We start from the raw sequence: 21,700 nt of genomic DNA, 5'->3' as shown, positions 1-21,700 counted from the left end.
AATCAGAAGGTCTTGAGCAGCTTGATGCCGTACTGGCGGGGCGGCCCCGCGAAGTAGAGGCCGGAATTGAGCGCCGCCGGATAATGCTGGTCGGTCAGGTTGGTGCCGTAGAGCGTCACCGTCCAGCTCTTGTGCTGATAGGCCAGCTGCGCGTTCAGGATGTTGCGCGCCTCGAGCAGGTCGCCGCGCGCCGGGTTCTCGAACAGCGTCGCCCATTGATCGCCGACATGGCCGAAATTGACTCGCGGGGTGAGCTTGTCGCCATTGCCGAGCCCGATCTCGTACTGGGCGCCGACATTGAAGGTGAAGTTCGGCGCATAGGTCTGGCGGCGGCCGGTGAGGTTGATGCACTTGGCGCTCGCCGGGCCTGTCGCCGGGTTGCACGGCAGCACCGGATCGGTGGGCGTGCCCGCCGGCGGGTTGCGCGTGTCGACCGCATAGAAGGTGCCCAGCTCGCTGTGCAGCACGCTGACGCCGGCATCGATCCGCAGCCCGCCGAAATGGAGTTCGGTCTCCGCCTCGAAGCCGTAGATCTTGGTCTTGTCGGGCACGTTGAGCTCGATCCCGAAGGTCGGGAAGGTCGGATAGCCGATGATGACCTGGAAGTTCTTGTAGTCGTTGTAGAAGCCGGTGATCGTCGTGCGGACCTTGCCGCCGGCCCAATTGGCCTTCCAGCCCGCTTCGTACGATGTGACTTCCTCGGGCTTGAACGGCGCGGGCAGGCCCAGGCCCACCGGCACGTTCAGCCCGCCGGGACGGAAGCCGGTGGCGACGAAGCCGTAGAGATACTGGCTCTCGCTCGCCTTCCAGCCCAGCGAGACCTTGTACGACACATTGTCGGACTTCACCGTCTGGTCCTGGCGGATATAGGTGCCGTACTGGAGCACGTCGACATGGTTGGTCGATCGGCTGGCGGTGTAGCGGATGCCCGCGTCGATCTTCAGGTTGGGCGTGATCGCGAAGCCGATCTGGCCGAACGCCGCCAGCGAGCGCGTCGGGTTGGTGCCCTGGAGCTTGTACTGCGCCGTTGGCAGGTTGAACGGATCGGCGAGGTCGACGACGAACTGATAGGGCTTGCGGAAATAATAGTCGTTCCACAGGCCGAAGGCGCCGAGCAGCCAGGTGACGCGCTGGTTGTCGGGCGAGATCAGGTTGAGCTCGGTCGTGACCTGCTGCTCGTCGACGCTGTCGAAGAAGGTGCTGATGCCGGTCGCGGTGCCGTCCAGGTCCGCGCGGTACAGGGTGTTGGCCCATTGGTAGCTCGAGACCGAGCGGAGCTTCACTCCGCCCGAGAACTCGTATTCGGCCTTCAGCGTCGAACGGACGAACTCGTCGCGCGCCGCCTGGGGCGCGTTGAACGACACGTCGAACAGGTCGCGATAATTCGGGTTCGGCGTCGCGGTGCCGGGCAGCGTCTTGAAGTGGTTGGCATAGGGGCTCGCCGGATAGGCGCCCATGTCGAGATGGCCGAGATCGGTCTTCCACAGCACCGACAGGCTGTCGCTCGGCTTCCACAGGAAGCTGATCCGCCCGGCCATGATGCCCACATTGCCCTTGTCATAGGGGTAGGGGCCGCCGTTCGGGCCGGTGATGTTGTAGAAGCTGTCGCGGCGCGAGCCGTAGAGCGCCACGCGCGCGGCGAAGGTGTCGCTCAGCGGCAGGTTCACCGCACCCTGGGCGCCGGCCTCGTTGTAGTTGCCGTAGTTCAGGTTGAAATAGCCGTGGATGCCGCCGCCGATGACCGGGTCGTTGGTGTTGACGAACACGGCGCCGCCGGTGGCGTTCTGGCCGACGATCGTTCCCTGCGGTCCCCGCAATACCTGGATGTTCGCGACGTCGTAATAGGGCTCGCCCTGCACATAGCCCGGGAAGGTCGGCACGCCGTCGCGATAGGTGATCACGCCGGTGGTGGTCTGGGTGTTGTGCTCGGCCTTGCCGATGCCGCGGATGTTGAAGTCGTTGCCCTGGCCGAAATTGTTGACGACGATGCTGGGCATCGCGAACTGCAGCGCATCGACATTGGCGACGCCCTTGTTGTCGAGCTGGGTGCCCGACAGCACCGAGGCCGAGACCGCCGTGGTCATCAGATTCTCGTTGCGGCGCTGCGCGGTGACGACGATCTCGCTCTCTTCGGCGTCCGCCGCGGATGCGGCGGCGGGTGCATCCTGTGCCGGTTCGGCGGCGGTCTGCGCCGCGGCCGCGCCGCTCCAGACCAGGGCCAGCGCCGAGGCGCCGAGCAGCAACGGACGATATTCCATCAGGGTCCCTCCCACATCCATCTCCACACGCGCTCTTCGGCACGATCGGGCGAGGATGCCGCAAAGCCCGGAGGCTTGCAACACTAATTCACTACCGAGTGAATGTTGCGATGGGGAAGGGGCGATCGATGGTGACCGATCGGCCTCTTGCGTCCGGCAAGGTGGTGCGACCTGCGGGGCCGCTCAGCCTTCTCGGGATGGGTGCCCGATCGGGCTGCCGGGGCCGCGGTCGCGCGGCATGTTCGCATCGATCAGCGCGCGCATCGCGGCGCGGGCGGCTTCGGGATCGCGGGCCCTGATCGCCGCGAACACCCTGCCGGGATCCTCGATGGCGGCGGCGCGGCCCGTCGAGTGGCCGGCGACACGGATCGCAGTGCCGACCAGGTCGCGAAACTGGCCGAAAAAGGGATTGCCCGAGGCACGCAGGATCGCGACGTGGAAGGCGATGTCCGCCTCCTGCATGTCGCCCGGCCCCTGTTCGGCGGCGGCGATGCGGGCGAGGCTCTTCTCGATCGCCTCGATATCCGCGTCGGTGGCGAAGCGGGCGGCGAGCGCGGCGGCTTCGGGCTCGATCGCGACGCGCAGCTGGTCGAACTGGACGAGCAGGTCGACCGAGGATTGCCGCTCGGGCAGCCAGCGCAGCACGTCGGTGTCGAACAGGTTCCAGGATGACGTCGGCTCCACCATGGTGCCCTGGCGCGGACGGGCGCGCAGCAGCCCCTTGGCGGTGAGCATCTTCACGGCCTCGCGAGTCACCGAGCGGCTCACGCCATGTTCCCTGGTCAGCTCGGCCTCGGTGGGGAAGGGCCGGCGCGCATATTGGCCGATGACGATCGCGCGCCCCAGCCGGTCGAGCAGGCCATAGGTGAGGTTGCGCCCGAGCGGCGCGCGCATCGCGTCATACGGCCGGGATGGAGGCGCTGCCACGCGCGGTTCTTTCTCCTGTCGAGGCGATCGCTTGCCCTTTCTCGGTCCAGCCTATCCCAAACCCGATGCCGGACAAGGCAAACAAGAACCGTTCCGCCGGCCGGCTTCGTCGCACCCTGGCGGCATTGGTCGCAGAAACCTTCGTCCAGGGCCGGTCCGCTGCCACGGGGCGCGGGCGCGGCTCTGCGCGTCTCCCTTGTTCCGTTGGTTCGACGCATGGCCGCCTTGTTCAAGGAGAACCATGTGATGAGAAAGATCGTCGCGGCCGCATCCTGTGCGGCCATCCTGTTCGCGATTCCCGCCCAGGCGGGTGTCCAGGACGTTCCCCAGGCGGCACCGGCCGCTTCCGCCGATGCCGGCCAGGCGACGCCCGAGTGCAAGCCGAAGAAAAAGAAGAAGAAGGGTGGTCTCGGGCTTGGCGGCGTGCTGCGCGCCGCGCGCAATTCGGGCCTGATCGGCGGCATTGCCGGGCGTGTCGGCGGCGACGCCTATCTCGCGCACTCCGCGGCGAGCACGGCGATCGACGTTGCGGCGAGCCAGCCGGCATCGCCCAGCCAGGACAGCTCCGGCGAAGGGAGCGGCTGCTGATGACGCACAATGTCGGGTATGTTCGGGCCGCGCGCCGGATCGCGACTCTCTCGCTGTTGCTACCGTGCCTGCTGGGCGGGTGCGGGCAGGAGGACGCGGCCAGCGCCAATGCCGGTGCCGGATCGACGGCGCAGCCGGCGCTCCAGGGCTTTGGCGGGTCGCTTCGCCCCGGGCTCTACAAGATCGTCCAGACGGGCGATGCGGATGAAGAGACCGAGCGCTGCATCACTGCCGAGACGCTGGCAAAGGGCGGCTATGTCGCCGCCAAGGACGTGCAGCCGGGTTGGACGGTGGTCCGCAACCGGGCCTCGGGCGGTGTGATCGATTTCGAGGCGCATGGCCCGGCCAAGGGCAGGATGTCGTTCAAGGGCAGCTACACCGCCGCCGGCTTCACGCTCGATGCCGTGCTCGGCTTCGAGCACAAGGGCCAGCCGATGACGCTCGAGAACCATCAGGTCGGCACCTTCCTGTCGGCCGATTGCGGCGAAGTCGCCGAATAAGGTGCCGAGCCCCCGGCATCCGCGCTCGCGCGGCGGCCCGGGGCGCACCGGACACCGGAGAGGGAATGCTACATTGGATAAGGGGGCGGGCGCGCTGCGTCGTCGGAAAGCACGAGCGCAACTTCAAGGAGGTCCGCCCGACCCGCGATGGCCGTCATACGAGCAAGTGCCGCTATTGCGGCGCGCCGATGCTCCGCCGCGCGAAATACGACTGGATCATGCTCTGAGCAGGGGCGGCCGGGTTGCCCGACCGCCCCTTCATCCGGATCAGTCGATCGTCTTGGCGAGCTCGCGGTTCAGCCACAGCGCCAGCAGCGTGCCGATCGCGCCCGAAAGCAGATAGGCACCTGCGGCGAGTAGGCCGAAGCTGCTGCCGAGCCACAGCGCCACCAGCGGGGCGAAGGCCGCGCCGAACAGCCAGGCCAGGTCCGAGGTGAGCGAAGAGCCGGTATAGCGGTGCGGCTTGGAGAACATCGAGGACAGCGCGCCCGACGACTGGCCGAACGAGATGCCGAGCAGCGCGAAGCCGAACAGCATGAACACGATCTCGCCCGCCTCGCCGGCGGCGAGCAGCTGCGGTGCGAAGCCGCTGAATACCGCGATCGCCAGCGCCGAGGCGCCAAGCAGCGTGCGGCGGCCGACGCGGTCGGCAAGCTGGCCCGAGACGACGATGGAGATGGTGCCGACCACGGCGGCGACCGCTTCGATCACCAGGAAGTCGACCGGGCTGTTCTGGGTGTAGAGGAACACCCAGGAAAGCGGAAACACCGTCACCATGTGGAACATGGCGAAGCTGGCGAGCGGGGCGAAGGCGCCCATCACGATGATCCGCCAGTCGGTCCGCACCGTCTCGGCGATCGGGGCGGGCTGCAGCTCGCGGTCCTCGAACAGGCGGGCATATTCGGGCGTCACCACGATGCGCAGCCGGGCGAACAGCGCCACGACGTTGATCGCGAAGGCGACGAAGAAGGGATAGCGCCAGCCCCAGCTGAGGAAATCCTCGGCGGGCAGGGCGGCGATGAAGAAGGCGAAGAGCAGGCTCGCCACGAACAGGCCGAGCGGCGCGCCGAGCTGCGGGATCATGGCGTACCAGCCGCGCCTGTCGTTCGGCGCGTTGATGGCGAGCAGCGAGGCGAGGCCGTCCCAGGTGCCGCCCAGCGCCACGCCCTGGCCCATGCGGAACAGCGCGAGCAGCAGCGCCGCGGTGATGCCGACATCGGCATAGCCGGGCAGGAAGGCGATCGAGGCCGTGGAGCCGCCGAGCAGGAACAGCGCGACCGTCAGCTTGGCGCCGCGGCCATAGGCGCGGTCGACTGCGGTGAAGATCAGCGTGCCGATCGGGCGGGTGATGAAGGCGAGCGCGAAGATCGCGAACGACCAGAGCGTTCCCTGCAGGGGATCGAGGAACGGGAAGACCAGCTTCGGGAACACCAGCACCGAGGCGATGGCATAGACGAAGAAGTCGAAGAACTCGGAGGTGCGGCCGATGATCACGCCGATCGCGATTTCGCCGGGATGGATGGCATGGCCGTCGCCGTGCAGCGCGCGGGCATCGCGCTCGGCGGGAAGGGTGGGGACGGTATCGCCGCTCATCGAGTTCGAACTTTCCTGCAACACGCGCCGCGCGAGCGCGTTTCATAACGCCGTGGAGGAGGCTAGAGTGCCCCCGGCGCGGCGCTCTTGCGCCATAGCAGACAACGCAGGGATTGGACAAAATGTCCTATGTGCGGTGCAACATGAGCAGCCTAGGCGCCCGCCATGCCTAGCCCCCGTCCGCTCTCCGCACGCCTCCGTGCGCTGCTGATCCTGCCGGCATTCGCGCTATTGTGCGGATGCGACATGGTCGTGCTCAACCCCGCCGGCGACATCGCCCGTCAGCAAGGCGATCTGGTGATCGTTTCGACTCTGCTGATGCTGCTGATCATCGTGCCGGTGATGGCGCTGGTGGTGCTGTTCGCCTGGCGCTATCGCGAGTCGAACAAGGACGCGACCTATGCGCCGGACTGGGATCACTCGACCAGCCTGGAGCTGGTGATCTGGTCGGCGCCGCTGCTGATCATCATCTGCCTGGGCGCGATCACCTGGGTGAGCACCCACCTGCTGGATCCCTATCGCCCGCTTTCGCGCACCGCACCGGGCAAGCCGGTCGCGGCCGACGTGAAGCCGCTCGAGGTGCAGGTGGTCGCGCTCGACTGGAAATGGCTGTTCATCTATCCCGAACAGGGCATCGCCACGGTGAACGAGATGGCCGCACCGGTCGGCCGCCCGATCCGCTTCCGGATCTCGGCCTCTTCGGTGATGAACTCCTTCTACATCCCCGCGCTCGCCGGCCAGATCTATGCGATGCCGGGCATGGAGACGCCGCTCAACGCCGTGTTCGACAAGACGGGCGCGTTCCAGGGCTTCTCGGCCAATTACAGCGGCCATGGCTTTTCCTCGATGCGCTTCAAGGCGCACAGCACCGACCAGGCCGGTTTCGACGCCTGGGTCGCCGAGGCGAAGAAGGCCGGCGCCACGCTCGACCGGGCCGAATATCTGAAGCTCGAGCGCCCGAGCGAGAAGGAGCCGGTCCGCCGCTTCGCCGGAGTCGAGGCCGGGCTGTTCGACATGGTGACCAACCTGTGCGTCGAGCCGGGCAAGATGTGCATGCACCAGATGATGTCGCTCGACGCCAAGGGAGGCATGGGCAAGGCCGGTCTCTACAATGTCCGCCAGCTCGCCTATGACAAGTTCGGCGGCCGCGGCACCCATGCGCATGGCGGCAAGAGCTTTGTCGGCGAGATCTGCGCCGACAAGCAGGACATTGCCGTCCGCGCCGCGCCGAAGGCCGGCAATCCCAAGCCGCTGACCGGCGCGGGCATGAAGCAGCCCTCGGCCGAGCCGAGCCCGACCGCTCCCAGCGTTGCGTCCGAGACCCGGCCGCGTCCTCTCTCCTGATCGCGAATCGAGATATGATCCCGCAACCCGCACCCGTGAGCCCGATCCTGGGCAAGCTCTCGCTCGACGCGCTGCCGCTGCACGAGCCGATCGTCGTGGCGACCTTCGCGGTCGTCGCGCTGGGCGGCATCGGCCTTGTCGCCGCGCTCACCTATTTCAAGCTCTGGGGCTATCTCTGGAAGGAGTGGTTCACCACCGTCGATCACAAGAAGATCGGGATCATGTACATGATCCTGGGCCTGGTGATGTTCCTGCGCGGCTTTGCCGATGCGCTGATGATGCGCCTCCAGCAGGCGCTCGCGTTCAACGGGTCCGAGGGGTATCTGAACGCCCATCACTATGACCAGGTGTTCACCGCGCACGGCGTGATCATGATCTTCTTCGTGGCGATGCCGTTCGTCACGGGCCTGATGAACTATATCGTGCCGCTGCAGATCGGCGCGCGCGACGTGTCGTTCCCCTTCCTCAACAATTTCAGCTTCTGGATGACCACCGGCGGCGCGGTGCTGGTGATGGCGTCGCTGTTCGTCGGCGAGTTCGCCCAGACCGGCTGGCTGGCCTATCCGCCGCTATCGGGGCTGGCGTACAGCCCGGGCGTCGGCGTCGACTATTATCTATGGGCGCTGCAGGTGGCGGGCGTGGGCACGACATTGTCGGGCATCAACCTGATCGTCACCATCCTGAAGCTGCGCGCGCCGGGCATGAGCCTGATGAAGATGCCGGTCTTCACCTGGACGTCGCTGTGCACCAACGTGCTGATCGTCGCGTCCTTCCCGGTGCTGACCGCGGTGCTCGCGCTGCTCGGGCTCGACCGGTACGTCGGCACCAACTTCTTCACGAACGACTTTGGCGGCAGCGCCATGATGTACGTGAACCTGATCTGGATCTGGGGCCACCCGGAAGTCTATATCCTGATCCTGCCGCTGTTCGGCGTGTTCTCGGAAGTCACCTCGACCTTCTCGGGCAAGAAGCTGTTCGGCTATTCTTCGATGGTCTATGCCACGATCGTCATCACGATCCTGTCGTACCTTGTCTGGCTGCACCACTTCTTCACCATGGGCTCGGGCGCCAGCGTCAACAGCTTCTTCGGCATCACGACGATGGTCATCTCGATCCCGACGGGCGCCAAGATCTTCAACTGGCTGTTCACCATGTATCGCGGCCGCATCCGCTTCGAGCTGCCGATGATGTGGACGATCGCCTTCATGCTGACCTTCGTGATCGGCGGCATGACCGGCGTGATGCTCGCCGTGCCCCCGGCCGACTTCGTGCTGCACAACTCGCTGTTCCTGATCGCGCACTTCCACAACGTGATCATCGGCGGCGTGGTGTTCGGCGTGTTCGCCGCGATCAACTATTGGTGGCCCAAGGCGTTCGGCTTCAAGCTCAACGAGTTCTGGGGCAAGGTGAGCTTCTGGTGCTGGGTCCCCGGCTTCTGGGTGGCGTTCATGCCGCTCTACATCCTGGGCCTGATGGGCGTGACGCGGCGCATGCGCGTGTTCGACGATCCCGGCATCCAGTTCCTCTTCGTCATCGCCGCGTTCGGCGCGGTGATGATCGCCGCCGGCATCGGCGCGATGCTGGTCCAGTTCGCGGTGAGCATCTGGAAGCGCGAGGCGCTGAAGGACACGACCGGCGATCCGTGGAACGGCCGCACCCTGGAATGGGCGACCAGCTCGCCGCCGCCGGAATACAACTTTGCCTTCACGCCGGTGATCCACGATCTCGACGCTTGGTACGACATGAAGTCGCGCGGCTGCGAGCGTCCGCTTGCCGGCTTCAAGGACATCCACATGCCGAGCAACACCGGCGCGGGCGTGATCCTGGCCGGCATCAGCACCCTGATCGGCTTCGCGCTGATCTGGCACATCTGGTGGCTGGTCGGCCTGGGCTTCGTGGCGCTGATCGCGTCGACGATCGTCCACACCTTCAACTACAAGCGCGACTTCGACATTCCCGCCGCAGTCGTTGCCGAGACCGAGGCGGCGCGCACGCGCCAGCTCGCCGCCGGAGCCTGATCGATGAGCACCACCACGCTTTCCCCCGCGGACGAACCGGTCCGCTTCTACGACTTCGACGAGCATCCGCACCCGGAAGGCTACAGCACCATGCTGGGCTTCTGGATCTACCTGATGAGCGACTGCCTCATCTTCGCGATCCTGTTCGCCTGCTACGCCGTGCTCGGCGGCAATTTCGCGGCCGGCCCCGGCCCGAAGGAGCTGTTCGACCTGCCGCTGGTCGCGCTGAACACGGCGATGCTGCTGTTCTCGTCGATCACCTATGGCTTCGCGATGCTCGGCATGGCGCGGGGCAACAAGAACCAGGTGCTGATCTGGCTGGCGGTCACCCTGGTGTTCGGCGCCTGCTTCCTGGGCATCGAGCTCTACGAATTCAGCGAGCTGATCCATGAGGGCGCCGGCCCGTGGCGCAGCGCGTTCCTGTCGTCCTTCTTCACCCTGGTGGGCACGCACGGCCTGCACGTCACCTTCGGCTCGATCTGGCTGGTCACGCTGATGGTGCAGGTGAGCCGCTTCGGCCTGACCGCCGCGAACCAGCGCCGGCTGGCCTGTCTGAGCCTGTTCTGGCACTTCCTCGACGTCATCTGGATCGGCGTCTTCACCTTTGTCTATCTGATGGGAATGCTGCGATGAGCCACGATCCGCACACGCAGGGCGCGCATGCGCATGGCGATCACGGCCACGGCGATCATGGCCACGGGGTCGAGATCCCGCACGGCTCGATGCGCGACTATGTCATCGGCTTCGTGCTTTCGGTGATCCTTACGGCGATTCCGTTCTGGCTGGTGATGGCGCGTCCGCTCTCGGACGGCGCCACCGCCGCGGCGATCATGGTCCTCGCCATGGTCCAGATCGTCGTCCACATGGTCTATTTCCTCCACCTCAGCCCCAAGGCCGAGGGCGGCTGGTCGGTCACCGCGCTGCTGTTCACCATCATCGTGGTAGCGATCATGCTCTCCGGCTCGCTCTGGGTGATGTACCATCTGAACGCCAACATGATGCCGCTGCACGACCCGAGCCAGCTTCCGTGACGGAAGCCCGCCGGCCCCGCGCACGGTGGGGCGCCGCGCTGGCGGCGCTCTTCTGCGCGGCGGTGCTGGCGGGGCTGGGCATCTGGCAGCTCGAGCGGCGGGCCTGGAAGCACGAGCTCATCGCGGCAGTGGATGCCCGCATCCATGCCGCGCCGGTGCCTGCCCCGGGGCCGGCGGCGTGGGGCGGGATCACTGCCGGCAAGGACGCCTATCGCCGCGTCGGCTTCTCCGGCCGGTTCGAGAATGACCGCACTACCCTGGTGAAGGCAGTCACCGAGCGCGGCCCGGGCTATTGGGTGATGACGCCGCTTGCCGGGCCGTCCTTCACCGTCCTGGTCAACCGCGGCTTCCTCCCCGAGGCCATGCGCCGGCGCCCGCCCTCCGGGCCCGGGCAGGCGAGCGTCACCGGCCTGCTGCGCATTACCGAGCCGGGTGGCGGGTTCCTTCGCGCCAACGATCCCGGGGGCGATCGCTGGTATTCGCGCGACGTCGCAGCTATCGCCCAGGCCCATGGGCTTGGACAGGTCGCTCCCTATTTCATCGATGCGGATGCCGCGCCCAATCCCGGCGGCTGGCCGGTGGGCGGGCTGACCGTGGTGCGCTTCGCCGACAATCACCTCGTCTACGCGCTCACCTGGTTCGGGCTTGCCGCGATGGCGCTGTGGGCGGCATGGTTCGTCGGCCGGCGGCGCGGAGCCGTCGCATGATCGCTGCCGGGGGGCTGGAGGACACCGATCCCGGCCGCCGCAACATGTGGCTGCTCGTGCAGCTGCGCTGGATCGCGGTGGGCGGGCAGCTGGGCACGATCGGCTTCGTCCATTTCGTGATGGGCGTGCACTTGCCGCTGGTGCCGCTGTTCATCGCGCCGCTGATGCTCGCGGGCATCAACCTGGCCACCTATCCGCTCCTCGATCGCCGCGCCGCGATCACCAATTGGGAGCTGACCGTGGCGATGCTGGCGGACGTTGCCGCGCTGGCATGGCAGCTGCATTTCACCGGCGGGCTCGCCAATCCCTTCGCCTCGCTCTTCCTGCTCCAGGTGGTCACCGGCGCGATGCTGCTCCAGCCGGGGTCGAGCTGGATGATCGTCGGCGCGGCCAGCCTCGCGCTCTTCGCCGTCGCGATCAGCCCGGTGCCGCTCGACCTGCCGACCGGAGTCAATGATCCGTTCCGCCTCTATCTCGCGGGCAGCCTGATCTGCTTCGCGCTGATCGCGGTGCTGCTCGTCCTCCTGATCACCCGCATCGCCCGCAACCTGCGCGAAGGCGATGCCGAGCGTGCAGCGATCCGCCAGCGCGCGGCGGAGGAGGACCATATCGTCCGCATGGGCCTGCTCGCCACCGGTGCGGCGCACGAGCTGGGCACGCCGCTCTCCTCGCTCTCGGTGATCCTGGGCGACTGGCAGCGCATGCCGCGCATCGCCGGCGACCGGGACCTGGCGCAGGACGTGGCCGACATGCAGGCCGAAGTGGCGCGCTGCAAGACGATCGTCAGCGGCATCCTGCTCTCCGCAGGCGAGGCGCGCGGCATCGCCTCGGAATTCACCACCGTCCGCCGCTTCCTCGATGCGGTGGTCGCCGAATGGCGTGCCAGTCGGCTCACCGGCATGCTCGATTATGCCGATGGCTTCGGGCCCGACATGCCGATCGTCGCCGATCCCGCGCTGCGCCAGGTGCTGAGCAACGTGATCGACAATGCCGCCGAAGTCTCGCCCGACTGGATCGGCATCGCCGCTTCGCGCGATCGGGACGACCTGGTGATCGAGATCTCCGATCGCGGGCCGGGCTTCGCGCCCGAGATGCTCGCGGGCTTCGGCCAGCCCTATCGCTCGAGCAAGGGCAAGCCGGGCGGTGGGCTGGGGCTGTTCCTCCTCGTCAACGTGCTGCGCAAGCTGGGCGGCGCGGCGAGCGCGGAGAACCGTCCGGGCGGCGGCGCGCTGGTGCGCATCCGCCTGCCGCTTGACGCGATCGCCCGGCCCGGGGAGGAACAGGCATGACCGCCATCCGCAAGCTGCTGATCGTCGAGGACGACGAAGCCTTTGCGCGGACGCTGCGCCGTTCGTTCGAGCGGCGCGGGTACATGGTGGAAGTCGCGGCGAGCCATGAGGCGCTGACCGCGCTGCTCGAGCGGTTCGACCCCGCCTATGCCGTGGTCGACCTCAAGCTCGGGGGCGCCTCGGGGCTGGTCTGCGTGCAGACGCTGCGCGCGGCCGATGCGGCGATGAAGATCGTCGTGCTGACCGGCTTCGCCAGTATCGCCACCGCCGTGGAGGCGATCAAGCTCGGCGCTTCCTATTATCTCGCCAAGCCCTCCAACACCGACGACATCGAAGCGGCATTCGGGCGCGAGGAGGGTGATCCCGACGCGCCGCTCGCCGGCCGGCCCTCATCGATCAAGACGGTGGAATGGGAGCATATCCACCAGACCCTGGTGGAGACCGACTTCAACATCTCCGAGACCGCGCGACGGCTGGGAATGCACCGCCGTACGCTCGCGCGGAAGCTGGAGAAGCGGCAACTGCGCTAGGTTGAGGACTCCTATTCGTTTCCCTCCTCTCCGCGCAGGCGGGGACGGCGGGTTTGCCCGTGGAGTCCTGCCCCTTGGCGCCATGACCTCGGGACCAGGCGCCTCGACTCCCGGAAGTGGCAAGCCAGCGCCTCTCACGACTTCCCATCCGCCGCCGAAGAGCGCAGCATGATCGGCCGGAGGGATGGCTTGAAGATTCGCGCCGACATCGTTGCGGGCCTCGCGGTATCCGGGCTGATGCTGCCCGAGGCGGTGGCCTATGCCACGATCGCCGGCGTCGGTCCGGGGCATGCGATCCTCGCCGCCATCGTCGGCACGCTCGCGTATGCCCTGGCCGGTCGCAGCCGCTTCGCCATCGTTTCCGCCACCTCCTCCTCGGCCGCGATCCTCGCCGCGTCGCTGGCGACGCTGCCGGGAGGAGCGGGCGTGCGCGCCCTGTTCCTGATCGTCGCGGTGGCGTTTGCCGGGCTGCTGTTCCTGCTCGCCTGGATCTTCCGGCTGGGCGGGCTCACCGGATTCATCTCGCATCCGGTGCTGCGCGGTTTCGCCTTCGGGCTGGCGATCACGATCTGCGTAAAGCAGCTTCCCGTACTCACCGGCATTCCCCCGCCCGGCGGCAGTCTGTTCCATACCGGATTCGAAGTGATGCGTTCCCTGCCGGACTGGCACCTGCCCAGCCTTGCCGTGGGCCTGGTGGCACTCGCCGCGCTGCTGACGCTGCGGCGCTGGCCCGGCATGCCGGGGGCATTGATCGTGCTCGTGTCCGGCGTCGCCGCTTCGGGCCTGCTCGATCTGGGCGCGCACGGCGTCGCTACCGTCGGCCGGATCGCCCTGATGCCGGGGACCTCGCCAATGCCCGCCTTCTCGCTCGCGCTGGTGCTGGAAACGGCGCAACTCGCGGTGCCCCTCGCGCTGATCCTGCTGGCGGAGAGCTGGGGAACGATGCGCGCGCTGGCGCTCCGGCATGGCGACTTGCTCGATCCCGGCCGCGAGTTGCGCGCATTGGGGCTCGCCAATCTCGCGGCGGCGCTGGTGCAGGGCATGCCGGTCGGCGCGGGCCTGTCCGCCAGCGCGGCCAACGAGGCCTCGGGCGCGCAATCGCGCCTGGCGGGAGCGGTCGCGGCGCTGGCGCTCGGCGCGCTCGTGCTGTTCGCCATGCCGCTGGTCGCGCTGCTGCCGCAGCCGGTGCTGGCCGCGGTGGTGATCGCCGCGCTCACCCATGCGCTTGATCCGCGGCCGATCAGCCGGCTCTGGGCGCTCGACCGCGACCAGTATATCGCGCTCGCCGCCGCGCTGGGCGTGCTCCTGCTGGGGGTGCTCGACGGGATGCTGTGCGCGATCCTGCTTTCGCTGGCCGCGCTCGTGCAGCGCTTCGGCAATGCCCGGCTGGCCCGGCTCGGGCGGTTGGGCGCCAGCCATGACTTCGTCGATGCCGATCGCCATCCGGATGCCCAGGTGCCCGCCGGGATCGCGATCTGGCGGCCCGCAGCGCCGCTGTTCTTCGCCAATGCCGAGCGGATGTTCGCCGAGATCGCGCGGCGGACCTTGGCCGGGCCGGGGACCCGCGCCGTGGTGATCAGCCTGGAGGAGAGCAGCGACATCGACAGCACGGCGCTGGACGCGCTGCTCGATTTCGACCGGGCGATGGCAACCAAGGGCTTTGCCCTGCGCTATGCCCGGGTGCATGACCGGGTGCGCGACCTGCTGCACACCGCCGGCGCGGACGCCCTGGTCGCGCGCTGCGACTATAGCGTGGCCGATGCGGTCGCGCGGCTGGAGAACCCCTGATGCGCGAGCCCGAACCGTTTCTGCGCCCCGTCTCGATCGATGCGCTGCGGCCCACCCAGATCACCGTCGGTTTCCGCGAAGTGGCTCGCAAGCGGCATGACTGGCGCGCGCGGGCGGGAACGGACGGCTCCGAGTTCCTCGGCCGCCACATGATCCCCGCAGTGCGGGGCCCCAGGGACCGTTTCTGGATCGTCGATGCCCATCACCTTGCCCGCGCGCTGCACGACGAGGGCGTGGACTTCGTGCTGGTGCGCGAGATCGCCGACCTTTCCGCCTTGCCGGGCCGCGCCTTCCGCACCTTCATGGACAGCCGGGGCTGGCTCCATCCCTATGATCCGCAGGGTCACAGGCTGGATGCGCGGCACCTGCCCAAGCATGTCGGCGGCCTGCTCGACGATCCCTGGCGCTCGCTGGCCGGCGAGCTGCGCCGCAGCGGCGGCTATGCCAAGGATCTCACGCCCTATTCGGAGTTCCTCTGGGCCGATTTCCTGCGGCGGCACGTGTCCGCCAAGCTGCTGGAGGTCGATTTCGACAAGGCGCTCGAACATGCGCTCGCGCTCGCGCGGCGGAAGCGTGCCGCCTATCTGCCCGGCTGGGCCGGCCCCGAGAATTGAAGGGCGCCGCCGCGACAAGTTGCGACACAAGAATCGCCTTGGCGCCGATGATCCGGATGCGGATCGTGCCTATATGCTCCGTCATCTCCCCGAAAGGGGATCGAAAGGACAGTGCCATGAACAGGATCTCGATCAGTCTGCTCGGCGCCGCGCTGCTCGCCGCGGTCGCGACGCCCGCCGCAGCGGCCGCGCGCGACGGCGAGGCGGATCTCGCCAAGGCGATCGCCGGGCGCACCGCCGGCAAGCCCGTCGATTGCATCTTGCTGCGCGACATCCGCTCGTCGCGGATCATCGACGGTACCGCGATCGTCTATGAGATGAACAACGGCGTCTTCTATGTGAACCGGCCGAAGAGCGGCGCGGAATCGCTCAACTGGACCAATGTGCTGGTGACCGACACGCATTCGTCGCAGCTGTGCAGCATCGATACGGTGAAGCTGTACGACACCGGCGTTCGCATGACGACCGGCTGGGTCGGGCTGGGCGACTTCGTCCCCTATACCAAGCCGCGCAGCTAGAGGTTCGGCCCATTGGGCGGATCGAGGCACCTGTCGTTTCCCAGGTGCATCTGATCGTGTCCGCCTTGCGGAACTGCCGCCGCTGCTCCGTCTCGACCTGCAGCCATTTGTCGGGTCGTGAGTATGCCGCGTTCACCAGCTCGGGCCTGGCCCGATCCTTCCCATCTCCGGCGACTGCGCCTGGTAGAGCCGGAGCGCCTGCCCTGGACGGTGCGGCTGGCCGCGGCTGCGCGGGCCTGGGTCGACAGTCCGGCGCGGCTCGCCGCCTTGCTGCTTCTCGTCGCGGTCGCGGCGCGGGCGGCGCAATTCGGCAATCCGGTCGTCCAGGTCGATGACGAATTCTACCTGCTCACCGGCGATCGGATGCTCCACGGCGCGCTGCCCTATGTCGACATCTGGGATCGCAAGCCGATCGGATTGTTCCTGATCTACGCGGGAATCCGGCTGCTCGGCGGCGCCGGCGTGCTGCAATATCAGATCGTCGCCACGCTCTTCGCGGTGGCAACCGCGCTCGTCGTCGCGCGCATCGCCCGCAATCTCTCGGGCCCGCACGGCGCCGCCGCGGCGGGGGTGGTGTACATCCTCTATCTCGGCATCTTCGGGGGGGAGGGCGGCCAGTCGCCGGTCTTCTACGACCTGTTCGTCGCGCTTGCCGCCTGGACGATGATCGGGCTTGTCCGGCGTCCCGGCTTCGGCACCCTCGCGTTCGGCGGCGGCATGGTGGCGATGCTGCTGATCGGCGTGGCGATGCAGGTGAAATACACCGCATTGTTCGAGGGGCTGTTCTTCGGGCTGGCGCTTCTCTGGCTCGGTTTCAAGCGTGGGACGGGGCGGGGCACGCTTGCCGCGATGGCGCTGGCCTGGATCGGCGCGGCCCTGCTCCCCACGCTCGCCGCCTGGGCCTGGTACGCGGCGATCGGCCATGGCGATGCCTTCGTCCAGGCCAATTTCCTGTCGATCCTCGATCGCGGCTCCGACGGGCTCGGCATCGCGCTCAAGCGGCTCGCCGGGATGGTCCTCTGCCTCGTGCCGCTGGCGCTGGCCGCCTGGCTGGGGCGCGGCATGGCGCGCCCGGTGAGCGACGATGTGCGCCGCCTGCTGGATGGCTGGGCGATTGCGGCCATCGCGGGCGTATTGCTCTTCGGTACCTATTTCGATCACTACGCCCTGCCGCTCATCGCCCCGCTCTGCGTGCTTGCCGCGGCCTGGTTCGGCGACGGTGCGGCGGGGCTGGTGCTCGTCTCGGGTCGCACGCGCTGGCGCGTTCCCGCGGGTGTGGCGATGATGGTGCTGATCACGTTCGTCTCGCTCCAGACCGTCAACGACAATCGGCGCGCGCGCGGCTGGGGGCCGCAGGTGGAGCGCATGGCCGATTTCATCCGTCCGCAGCTTCGCGACTGCCTCTATGTGTTCGACGGGGAGCCGGCGCTCTATCGCCTGACCGGCAGCTGCCTGCCCACGCGCTGGCCCTTTCCGAGCCACCTGACCCTTACCCGCGAATCGCGCGCGATCGGCGGCGAGCCCATGGCCGAAGTCGCGCGGATCATGGCGAAGCGGCCCGAATTCGTCGTCGCCAGCACGCGGCCCGATCGTGATCTCAGCCCGGAGGTGCTCGCCTATATGACCAGGCTCCTGGAGCGCGACTATGCGCCCGCGCTGGAGGTGCCGGTGGGCAGCCGCAGCCGCATCGTCTATCGGCGCCGGCCCGGTGCCTGAGCCGGTGCGGGGCAGCGCATTCGCACAATCGCGAAGCCAAGGCTTGGCAATTCCCGCACACAGTGCTTTGGGCGCGGACATGGATTCGTCCTCGCAGACCGGCGGGTTGCAACGCGTGTTGGAAAATGAGCGGCCGCGGCTGCTCCGCTTCCTTGCGGCTCGCGGCGCGGGCGACGATGCGGAGGACGTGCTGCAGGACCTGTGGCACAAGATCTCCGGGGTCGAGGCGCGTCCGGTCGCCGATCCGGTCTCCTATCTCTTCCGTGCCGCCGAGAATGTGCTGCGCGATCGCCAGCGCGCCTCGCTCAGCCGGGATCGGCGCCAGCATGAATGGCACGACCTCGCCGGGAGCGACGACGCTCCCCAGGGCGAGCGGGTGCTGATCGCGCGCGAGCGGCTGCGCGAGGCCGAGGCGACGCTGCTTGCGCTCGGGCCGCGAGTCGATCAGATTTTCCGTCGCTACCGGCTGGATGGGCTCGGCCAGGCAGCGATCGCTCGGGAATTGGGGATAAGCTTGAGCTCGGTGGAGAAGGATCTGCAAAAGGCATATCGCGCCCTTGCGCAACTCAAGGACAAATTCGATGCGGAATGAGCGCGTCGACTCCGTCCCTGCGCAGAGGTGGGCATGAACGGGCAGGTTTCGGACTATCTTGCGGAGGATGCCCGTGGCTGGGTGATCCGGCTGCAGGACACGGCATTCGCCGATTGGGACGCGTTCGCCGAATGGCTCGAGCGCGATCCCGCACACCTGCCCGCCTATAATTCCGCGCTCGAAGCCGATGAGGCGATGGCCGGGCTGTTCCGTCTGGCGCCGGCGGCAGCGGCGCAGACGGCCGTCCGTCCGTCGCGCCGGCTGTTCCTGATCTCGGGTGGAGCCGTCGCCGCCGCGCTGGCGGTGGTGATCGGCTGGACCAGCCTCGTTCCCGGTGCGAAGGGACCGGTCGAATATCGCACCGCCCCTGGCGAGCGCCAGGAGTTCGCGCTGGCGGACGGCTCGAGAATAGTCCTCAACGGCGACACCCGCGTCGCGCTGATCGACAAGCGCCATGCCGAACTGATCGAGGGCGAGGCGCTGTTCGAGGTGCGCCACGATGCCGCGCGTCCCTTCATCGTCAAGACCGGCGGCGTGACGCTCGAGGACGCCGGCACCGTGTTCAACGTGGTGCGCGACGAGACCGGCCTGCGCGTCTCGGTGGCCGAGGGCGCGGTGATCTATCAGCCCCAGGCCGATGCCGTACGCCTTGCTCCCGGCGACGCATTGAGCGTGGCCGGCGCCGGCCGGCCCGAGGTGACGCGCACCATGGCTGCCGATGTCGGCAGCTGGCGCGGCGGGCAGCTCGTCTATCGCAACGCCACGCTGGAGCGCGTCGCGGCGGATGTCTCCCGAAACCTGGGCATTCAGGTTCGGGCGGGGAAGGGAACCGGCGATATCCCGTTCACCGGCACGATCTCCACCCAGGGCGGCCCCGGCGCAGTGATCGAGCGTATCGCCGCGCTCACCGGCACGCGGGCGACCCGCGCAGGCAATGGATGGATGCTGGACGCGATCGACGGTGCGCCGCGCTGATCTGATCCTCCCCCTGGTGCTGCTGGCGGCTCCGCCGGCGCTGGCGCAGGACAGGCGCCACTCCGTCTCGGTGCCCGCCAGCCGCCTGGACGCGGCGGTGTTCACCCTCGGCCGCCAGACCGGCAGCAGCATCGGTCTGCGCGAGCCCGGCCTTTCGGGGATCAAGGTCCGTCCGGTAAAGGGCAGGCATACGGTGGACGGTGCGCTGGCGGAGATGCTGCGCGGTTCCGGCGCCCGCGCGCGCCGCGTCGCCGTCGCCACCTGGCTGATCGAGCGCATGCCGCCCGAACGGCCCCGACCGCGCCCCGTGCCGCCGCCCGAGATGCCCGATGCGCCGCCTGCCGAGATCCTCGTCACCGGCAGCAAGCGCGACGTGCCGCTCAAGGCCTATCCCGGCGGCGTGCAGATCGTCGAGGGCAGCGACATTCCCGTCTCGGAAGGCGGGCAGGGCAGCGACGTGATCGCCAATCGCGTCGCCAGCCTGGCCTCCACCCATCTCGGGCCGGGCCGCAACAAGCTGTTCATCCGCGGCATCGCCGATTCCAGCTTCGTCGGCCCCACCCAGGCGACCGTCGGGCAATATTGGGGCAACAGCCGCATCACCTACAGCGCGCCCGATCCGGACCTGAAGCTCTACGATATCGGCCGGGTCGAGGTGCTCGAGGGGCCGCAGGGCACGCTCTACGGCGCCGGCTCGCTCGGCGGCGTGGTGCGGGTGGTGCCGCGCGCGCCCGATCTCTGGGCACGGGGCGGCCAGGTCTGGGGCGGCGGCTCGGCCACCGAGCACGGCGCGCTGGGTTGGGATATCGGCGGCATCGTCAATCTGCCGGTCAAGGAAGGGGATGTGGCGGTGCGTGCGCTCGCCTTCACTGCCCTGGACGGCGGCTATATCGACGATCGCGAGCGCGGCCTGAAGGACGTCAACAGCGTGCGCACCACCGGTGGGCGGCTGGCGCTGCGCTGGGACATGGACGGCTGGACCATCGACCTCAATGGCGTCGGCCAGAGCATCGTGGGGCGCGACGCGCAATATTCGGACGGGAAGGGCGACGGGCTGTCCCGCCGGAGCTCGATCGCCCAGCCCTTCCAGAACGATTTCTGGCTGGGCGAGCTGGTGGCCCGCAAGCGCTGGGGCGATCTCGAGCTGAGCTCGGCCGTGGCCTATGCCCGCCAATATGTGTCGGAGGTGTTCGCCGGCGCTTCGGTCAGCGACGTCAATCAGGGCTTTCCGCTGCCCGCGGCCGATGCGCCGCTGATCGGCTATCAGCAGATCAACCGCGTGAGCATGCTCACCAGCGAAACCCGGCTCGCGCGCCACGGGCCGCGCGGCACCGGCTGGCTGATCGGCGTCAGCTTCCTGCAGAATCGCGGGCGGGTGAACCGCAATTTCGGCGTGGCCCGCGCGGCGCTCACCGGGGTGCGCAACAGCGTCGACGAAGCCACGCTCTATGGCGAGGGCACGATCGAGCCGGTGCGCGGCGTGACGATTACCGCCGGGGGCCGCCTCACCAATTCCCACCTCACGGGCAATTCGGAGGACGCGGACCTCCATTTCGCCTTTCGCGAGGACCCGCGGGCCAGGGCGGCGCGCACCGAGACGCGGCTGCTGCCCTCCGCCGCGATCGCCTGGCGGCCGGCCGACGGGCTCACCGTGTTCGGGCGTTTCGAGCAGGGTTTCCGGCCCGGCGGCCTGGCGGTGCGCCGCGACGTGATCCAGCGTTTCCAGGGAGATCGCCTCTCCACCGTGGAAGCGGGGGGACGCTATACCGAGAACGGCCTGTCCGTCTCGGCCAATGCATCGGTGACCTGGTGGACGAGCATCCAGGCGGACCTGATCGACGGCTATGGCTTTCCCACCACCGCGAACATCGGCGACGGGCGCGTGCTCTCGCTGGGCGTCGCGGTGCGCTGGCGGCCGCTGCCGGGGCTCGATCTCGACGGTTCGCTCTACCTGAACGACAGCAAGGTTACCAATCCCTCGCAGGCAGTGTTCCCGCTGGCCGAAGGGCCGTCGGACTTCAACCGGCTGCCCAATGTCGCCGATGCGAGCGGCCGGCTCGGCGCGGCCTGGCGCGAGACGCTGGCCGGCGACGCGGAATTCTCCACGACCGGCTATCTGCGCTATGTCGGTCGCTCGACGCTCGGCATCGGCCCGGTGCTCGGCCGGCCGCAGGGTGACTATGTCGATACCGGCCTCGAGCTCCGGCTCGCGCGCGGCCGGCGTGCGATCACGCTTTCGGCCACCAACCTGCTCGATACCCGCGGCAACCGCTTCGCGCTCGGCACGCCGCTGCTGATCCGCGACGAGAAGCAGATCACGCCACTGCGCCCCCGCACCGTGCGGCTCGGAGTCGAAATCGGCTTCTAGGTTTTTTTGAGGATCCGTTGCGGGATCGCCGCACGGGCTCCGTCTCAACCATGCCCCCGAGGCAAGCCACGATAGTCGTCCCCCGGCTCGATGGTGTTGCCTCGAACCCCCGGGAGGGGCGCGCCATGCGTATCCGTGCCCCGGCGCGCCCCTCCCGGGGCCCAAATACAGGGCCAGAAAAGGGATCGCATGAAGCTCTTTCTCGACGGCGAGATCGCCCGGTTCGTCCGCATCGCCCCCGCCGCGGATCTCGAGCTGGCAGTTGTCATCCCGACGTTCAACGAGCGCGCGAACGTGCCGTTGCTGATCGAGAAGCTGGATGCGGCGCTGAAGGGGCGGAACTG

At 68.2% G+C, this 21,700-nt stretch carries 19 protein-coding genes; 16 read left to right on the top strand and 3 right to left on the bottom strand.

The window, feature by feature from the left end:
- Positions 1-2: 2 nt before the first annotated feature.
- On the bottom strand, positions 3-2,258 hold the full coding sequence (locus FHR20_RS17710; RefSeq protein WP_167300954.1) for a TonB-dependent receptor: 2,256 nt from the start codon (positions 2,256-2,258) through the stop codon (positions 3-5).
- A gap of 183 nt (positions 2,259-2,441) precedes the next feature.
- Positions 2,442-3,152 carry a FadR/GntR family transcriptional regulator gene (locus tag FHR20_RS17705; protein ID WP_167301172.1) on the bottom strand — a complete coding sequence of 237 codons (711 nt, stop codon included), beginning with the start codon at positions 3,150-3,152 and terminating at the stop codon, positions 2,442-2,444.
- A gap of 279 nt (positions 3,153-3,431) precedes the next feature.
- Between FHR20_RS17705 and FHR20_RS17700 the strand changes: the two genes are divergently transcribed.
- Together FHR20_RS17700 and FHR20_RS17695 are read left to right on the top strand one after the other, a co-directional pair.
- Positions 3,432-3,773, top strand: a complete 342-nt coding sequence (locus FHR20_RS17700; protein WP_167300953.1) for a hypothetical protein — start codon at positions 3,432-3,434, stop codon at positions 3,771-3,773.
- Complete coding sequence (locus FHR20_RS17695; protein WP_167300952.1) at positions 3,773-4,273, top strand: DUF3617 domain-containing protein; 501 nt, start codon at positions 3,773-3,775, stop codon at positions 4,271-4,273. Before FHR20_RS17700 ends, FHR20_RS17695 begins: the two co-directional genes overlap by 1 nt.
- A gap of 267 nt (positions 4,274-4,540) precedes the next feature.
- On the opposite strand, the gene FHR20_RS17685 is transcribed toward FHR20_RS17695, so the two are convergent.
- Positions 4,541-5,866 carry an MFS transporter gene (locus FHR20_RS17685; protein ID WP_167300950.1) on the bottom strand — a complete coding sequence of 442 codons (1,326 nt, stop codon included), beginning with the start codon at positions 5,864-5,866 and terminating at the stop codon, positions 4,541-4,543.
- A gap of 165 nt (positions 5,867-6,031) precedes the next feature.
- On the opposite strand from FHR20_RS17685, the gene cyoA reads away from it, so the two are divergent.
- The 14 genes from cyoA to FHR20_RS17615 all read left to right on the top strand — a co-directional run bounded on the left by cyoA (position 6,032) and on the right by FHR20_RS17615 (position 21,356).
- Positions 6,032-7,210, top strand: coding sequence for a ubiquinol oxidase subunit II (gene cyoA / locus FHR20_RS17680; protein WP_167300949.1), 1,179 nt, complete (start codon positions 6,032-6,034; stop codon positions 7,208-7,210).
- Positions 7,211-7,224: 14 nt separating this feature from the next.
- On the top strand, positions 7,225-9,228 hold the full coding sequence (cyoB, locus tag FHR20_RS17675) for a cytochrome o ubiquinol oxidase subunit I (protein WP_167300948.1): 2,004 nt from the start codon (positions 7,225-7,227) through the stop codon (positions 9,226-9,228).
- Positions 9,229-9,231: 3 nt separating this feature from the next.
- The gene (gene cyoC, locus FHR20_RS17670; RefSeq protein WP_167300947.1) at positions 9,232-9,861 is read left to right on the top strand and encodes a cytochrome o ubiquinol oxidase subunit III; all 630 of its coding nucleotides are present in this window, start codon (positions 9,232-9,234) and stop codon (positions 9,859-9,861) included.
- A complete protein-coding gene (gene cyoD / locus FHR20_RS17665) occupies positions 9,858-10,259 on the top strand; it encodes a cytochrome o ubiquinol oxidase subunit IV (protein WP_167300946.1) in 402 nt (133 codons plus the stop codon). The genes cyoC and cyoD overlap by 4 nt, the downstream gene beginning before the upstream one ends.
- Positions 10,256-10,966 (top strand): SURF1 family protein, encoded by a 711-nt coding sequence (locus FHR20_RS17660; RefSeq protein ID WP_425057388.1) that lies wholly within the window; start codon positions 10,256-10,258, stop codon positions 10,964-10,966. Before cyoD ends, FHR20_RS17660 begins: the two co-directional genes overlap by 4 nt.
- Positions 10,963-12,255, top strand: coding sequence for an ATP-binding protein (locus FHR20_RS17655; protein WP_167300945.1), 1,293 nt, complete (start codon positions 10,963-10,965; stop codon positions 12,253-12,255). Before FHR20_RS17660 ends, FHR20_RS17655 begins: the two co-directional genes overlap by 4 nt.
- Positions 12,252-12,785, top strand: coding sequence for a response regulator transcription factor (locus FHR20_RS17650; RefSeq protein WP_167300944.1), 534 nt, complete (start codon positions 12,252-12,254; stop codon positions 12,783-12,785). Before FHR20_RS17655 ends, FHR20_RS17650 begins: the two co-directional genes overlap by 4 nt.
- 189 nt (positions 12,786-12,974) lie before the next feature.
- Positions 12,975-14,573 (top strand): SulP family inorganic anion transporter, encoded by a 1,599-nt coding sequence (locus FHR20_RS17645; RefSeq protein ID WP_243857597.1) that lies wholly within the window; start codon positions 12,975-12,977, stop codon positions 14,571-14,573.
- Positions 14,573-15,187 (top strand): ParB-like protein, encoded by a 615-nt coding sequence (locus tag FHR20_RS17640; RefSeq protein WP_167300942.1) that lies wholly within the window; start codon positions 14,573-14,575, stop codon positions 15,185-15,187. The genes FHR20_RS17645 and FHR20_RS17640 overlap by 1 nt, the downstream gene beginning before the upstream one ends.
- Before the next feature lie 116 nt (positions 15,188-15,303).
- Entirely contained in the window at positions 15,304-15,705 is a 402-nt protein-coding gene (locus FHR20_RS17635) for a hypothetical protein (RefSeq protein ID WP_167300941.1), read from the top strand.
- Positions 15,706-15,828: 123 nt separating this feature from the next.
- The gene (locus tag FHR20_RS17630) at positions 15,829-17,421 is read left to right on the top strand and encodes a glycosyltransferase family 39 protein (protein WP_167300940.1); all 1,593 of its coding nucleotides are present in this window, start codon (positions 15,829-15,831) and stop codon (positions 17,419-17,421) included.
- Positions 17,422-17,500: 79 nt separating this feature from the next.
- On the top strand, positions 17,501-18,013 hold the full coding sequence (locus tag FHR20_RS17625; protein ID WP_167301170.1) for an RNA polymerase sigma factor: 513 nt from the start codon (positions 17,501-17,503) through the stop codon (positions 18,011-18,013).
- A gap of 33 nt (positions 18,014-18,046) precedes the next feature.
- Positions 18,047-18,988 carry a FecR family protein gene (locus tag FHR20_RS17620; protein WP_167300939.1) on the top strand — a complete coding sequence of 314 codons (942 nt, stop codon included), beginning with the start codon at positions 18,047-18,049 and terminating at the stop codon, positions 18,986-18,988.
- Positions 18,975-21,356, top strand: coding sequence for a TonB-dependent receptor (locus FHR20_RS17615; RefSeq protein WP_167300938.1), 2,382 nt, complete (start codon positions 18,975-18,977; stop codon positions 21,354-21,356). The genes FHR20_RS17620 and FHR20_RS17615 overlap by 14 nt, the downstream gene beginning before the upstream one ends.
- Positions 21,357-21,700: the final 344 nt, after the last annotated feature.

The organism is Sphingomonas leidyi, assembly GCF_011761945.1.
GTDB lineage: Bacteria > Pseudomonadota > Alphaproteobacteria > Sphingomonadales > Sphingomonadaceae > Sphingomonas > Sphingomonas leidyi.
This window is presented reverse-complemented; position numbering and strand designations above follow the sequence as displayed.

Excerpts from the sequence above, each read along its gene's own strand:
- FHR20_RS17705 (WP_167301172.1), bottom strand. The coding sequence starts at position 3,152 with ATGCGCGCGCCGCTCGGGCGCAACCTCACCTATGGCCTGCTCGACCGG.
- FHR20_RS17655 (WP_167300945.1), top strand. The coding sequence starts at position 10,963 with ATGATCGCTGCCGGGGGGCTGGAGGACACCGATCCCGGCCGCCGCAAC.
- cyoD (WP_167300946.1), top strand. The coding sequence starts at position 9,858 with ATGAGCCACGATCCGCACACGCAGGGCGCGCATGCGCATGGCGATCAC.
- FHR20_RS17630 (WP_167300940.1), top strand. The coding sequence starts at position 15,829 with ATGCCGCGTTCACCAGCTCGGGCCTGGCCCGATCCTTCCCATCTCCGG.
- FHR20_RS17620 (WP_167300939.1), top strand. The coding sequence starts at position 18,047 with ATGAACGGGCAGGTTTCGGACTATCTTGCGGAGGATGCCCGTGGCTGG.
- FHR20_RS17650 (WP_167300944.1), top strand. The coding sequence starts at position 12,252 with ATGACCGCCATCCGCAAGCTGCTGATCGTCGAGGACGACGAAGCCTTT.
- FHR20_RS17625 (WP_167301170.1), top strand. The coding sequence starts at position 17,501 with ATGGATTCGTCCTCGCAGACCGGCGGGTTGCAACGCGTGTTGGAAAAT.
- FHR20_RS17700 (WP_167300953.1), top strand. The coding sequence starts at position 3,432 with ATGAGAAAGATCGTCGCGGCCGCATCCTGTGCGGCCATCCTGTTCGCG.
- FHR20_RS17695 (WP_167300952.1), top strand. The coding sequence starts at position 3,773 with ATGACGCACAATGTCGGGTATGTTCGGGCCGCGCGCCGGATCGCGACT.
- FHR20_RS17635 (WP_167300941.1), top strand. The coding sequence starts at position 15,304 with ATGAACAGGATCTCGATCAGTCTGCTCGGCGCCGCGCTGCTCGCCGCG.
- cyoC (WP_167300947.1), top strand. The coding sequence starts at position 9,232 with ATGAGCACCACCACGCTTTCCCCCGCGGACGAACCGGTCCGCTTCTAC.
- FHR20_RS17640 (WP_167300942.1), top strand. The coding sequence starts at position 14,573 with ATGCGCGAGCCCGAACCGTTTCTGCGCCCCGTCTCGATCGATGCGCTG.
- FHR20_RS17685 (WP_167300950.1), bottom strand. The coding sequence starts at position 5,866 with ATGAGCGGCGATACCGTCCCCACCCTTCCCGCCGAGCGCGATGCCCGC.
- FHR20_RS17710 (WP_167300954.1), bottom strand. The coding sequence starts at position 2,258 with ATGGAATATCGTCCGTTGCTGCTCGGCGCCTCGGCGCTGGCCCTGGTC.
- cyoA (WP_167300949.1), top strand. The coding sequence starts at position 6,032 with ATGCCTAGCCCCCGTCCGCTCTCCGCACGCCTCCGTGCGCTGCTGATC.
- cyoB (WP_167300948.1), top strand. The coding sequence starts at position 7,225 with ATGATCCCGCAACCCGCACCCGTGAGCCCGATCCTGGGCAAGCTCTCG.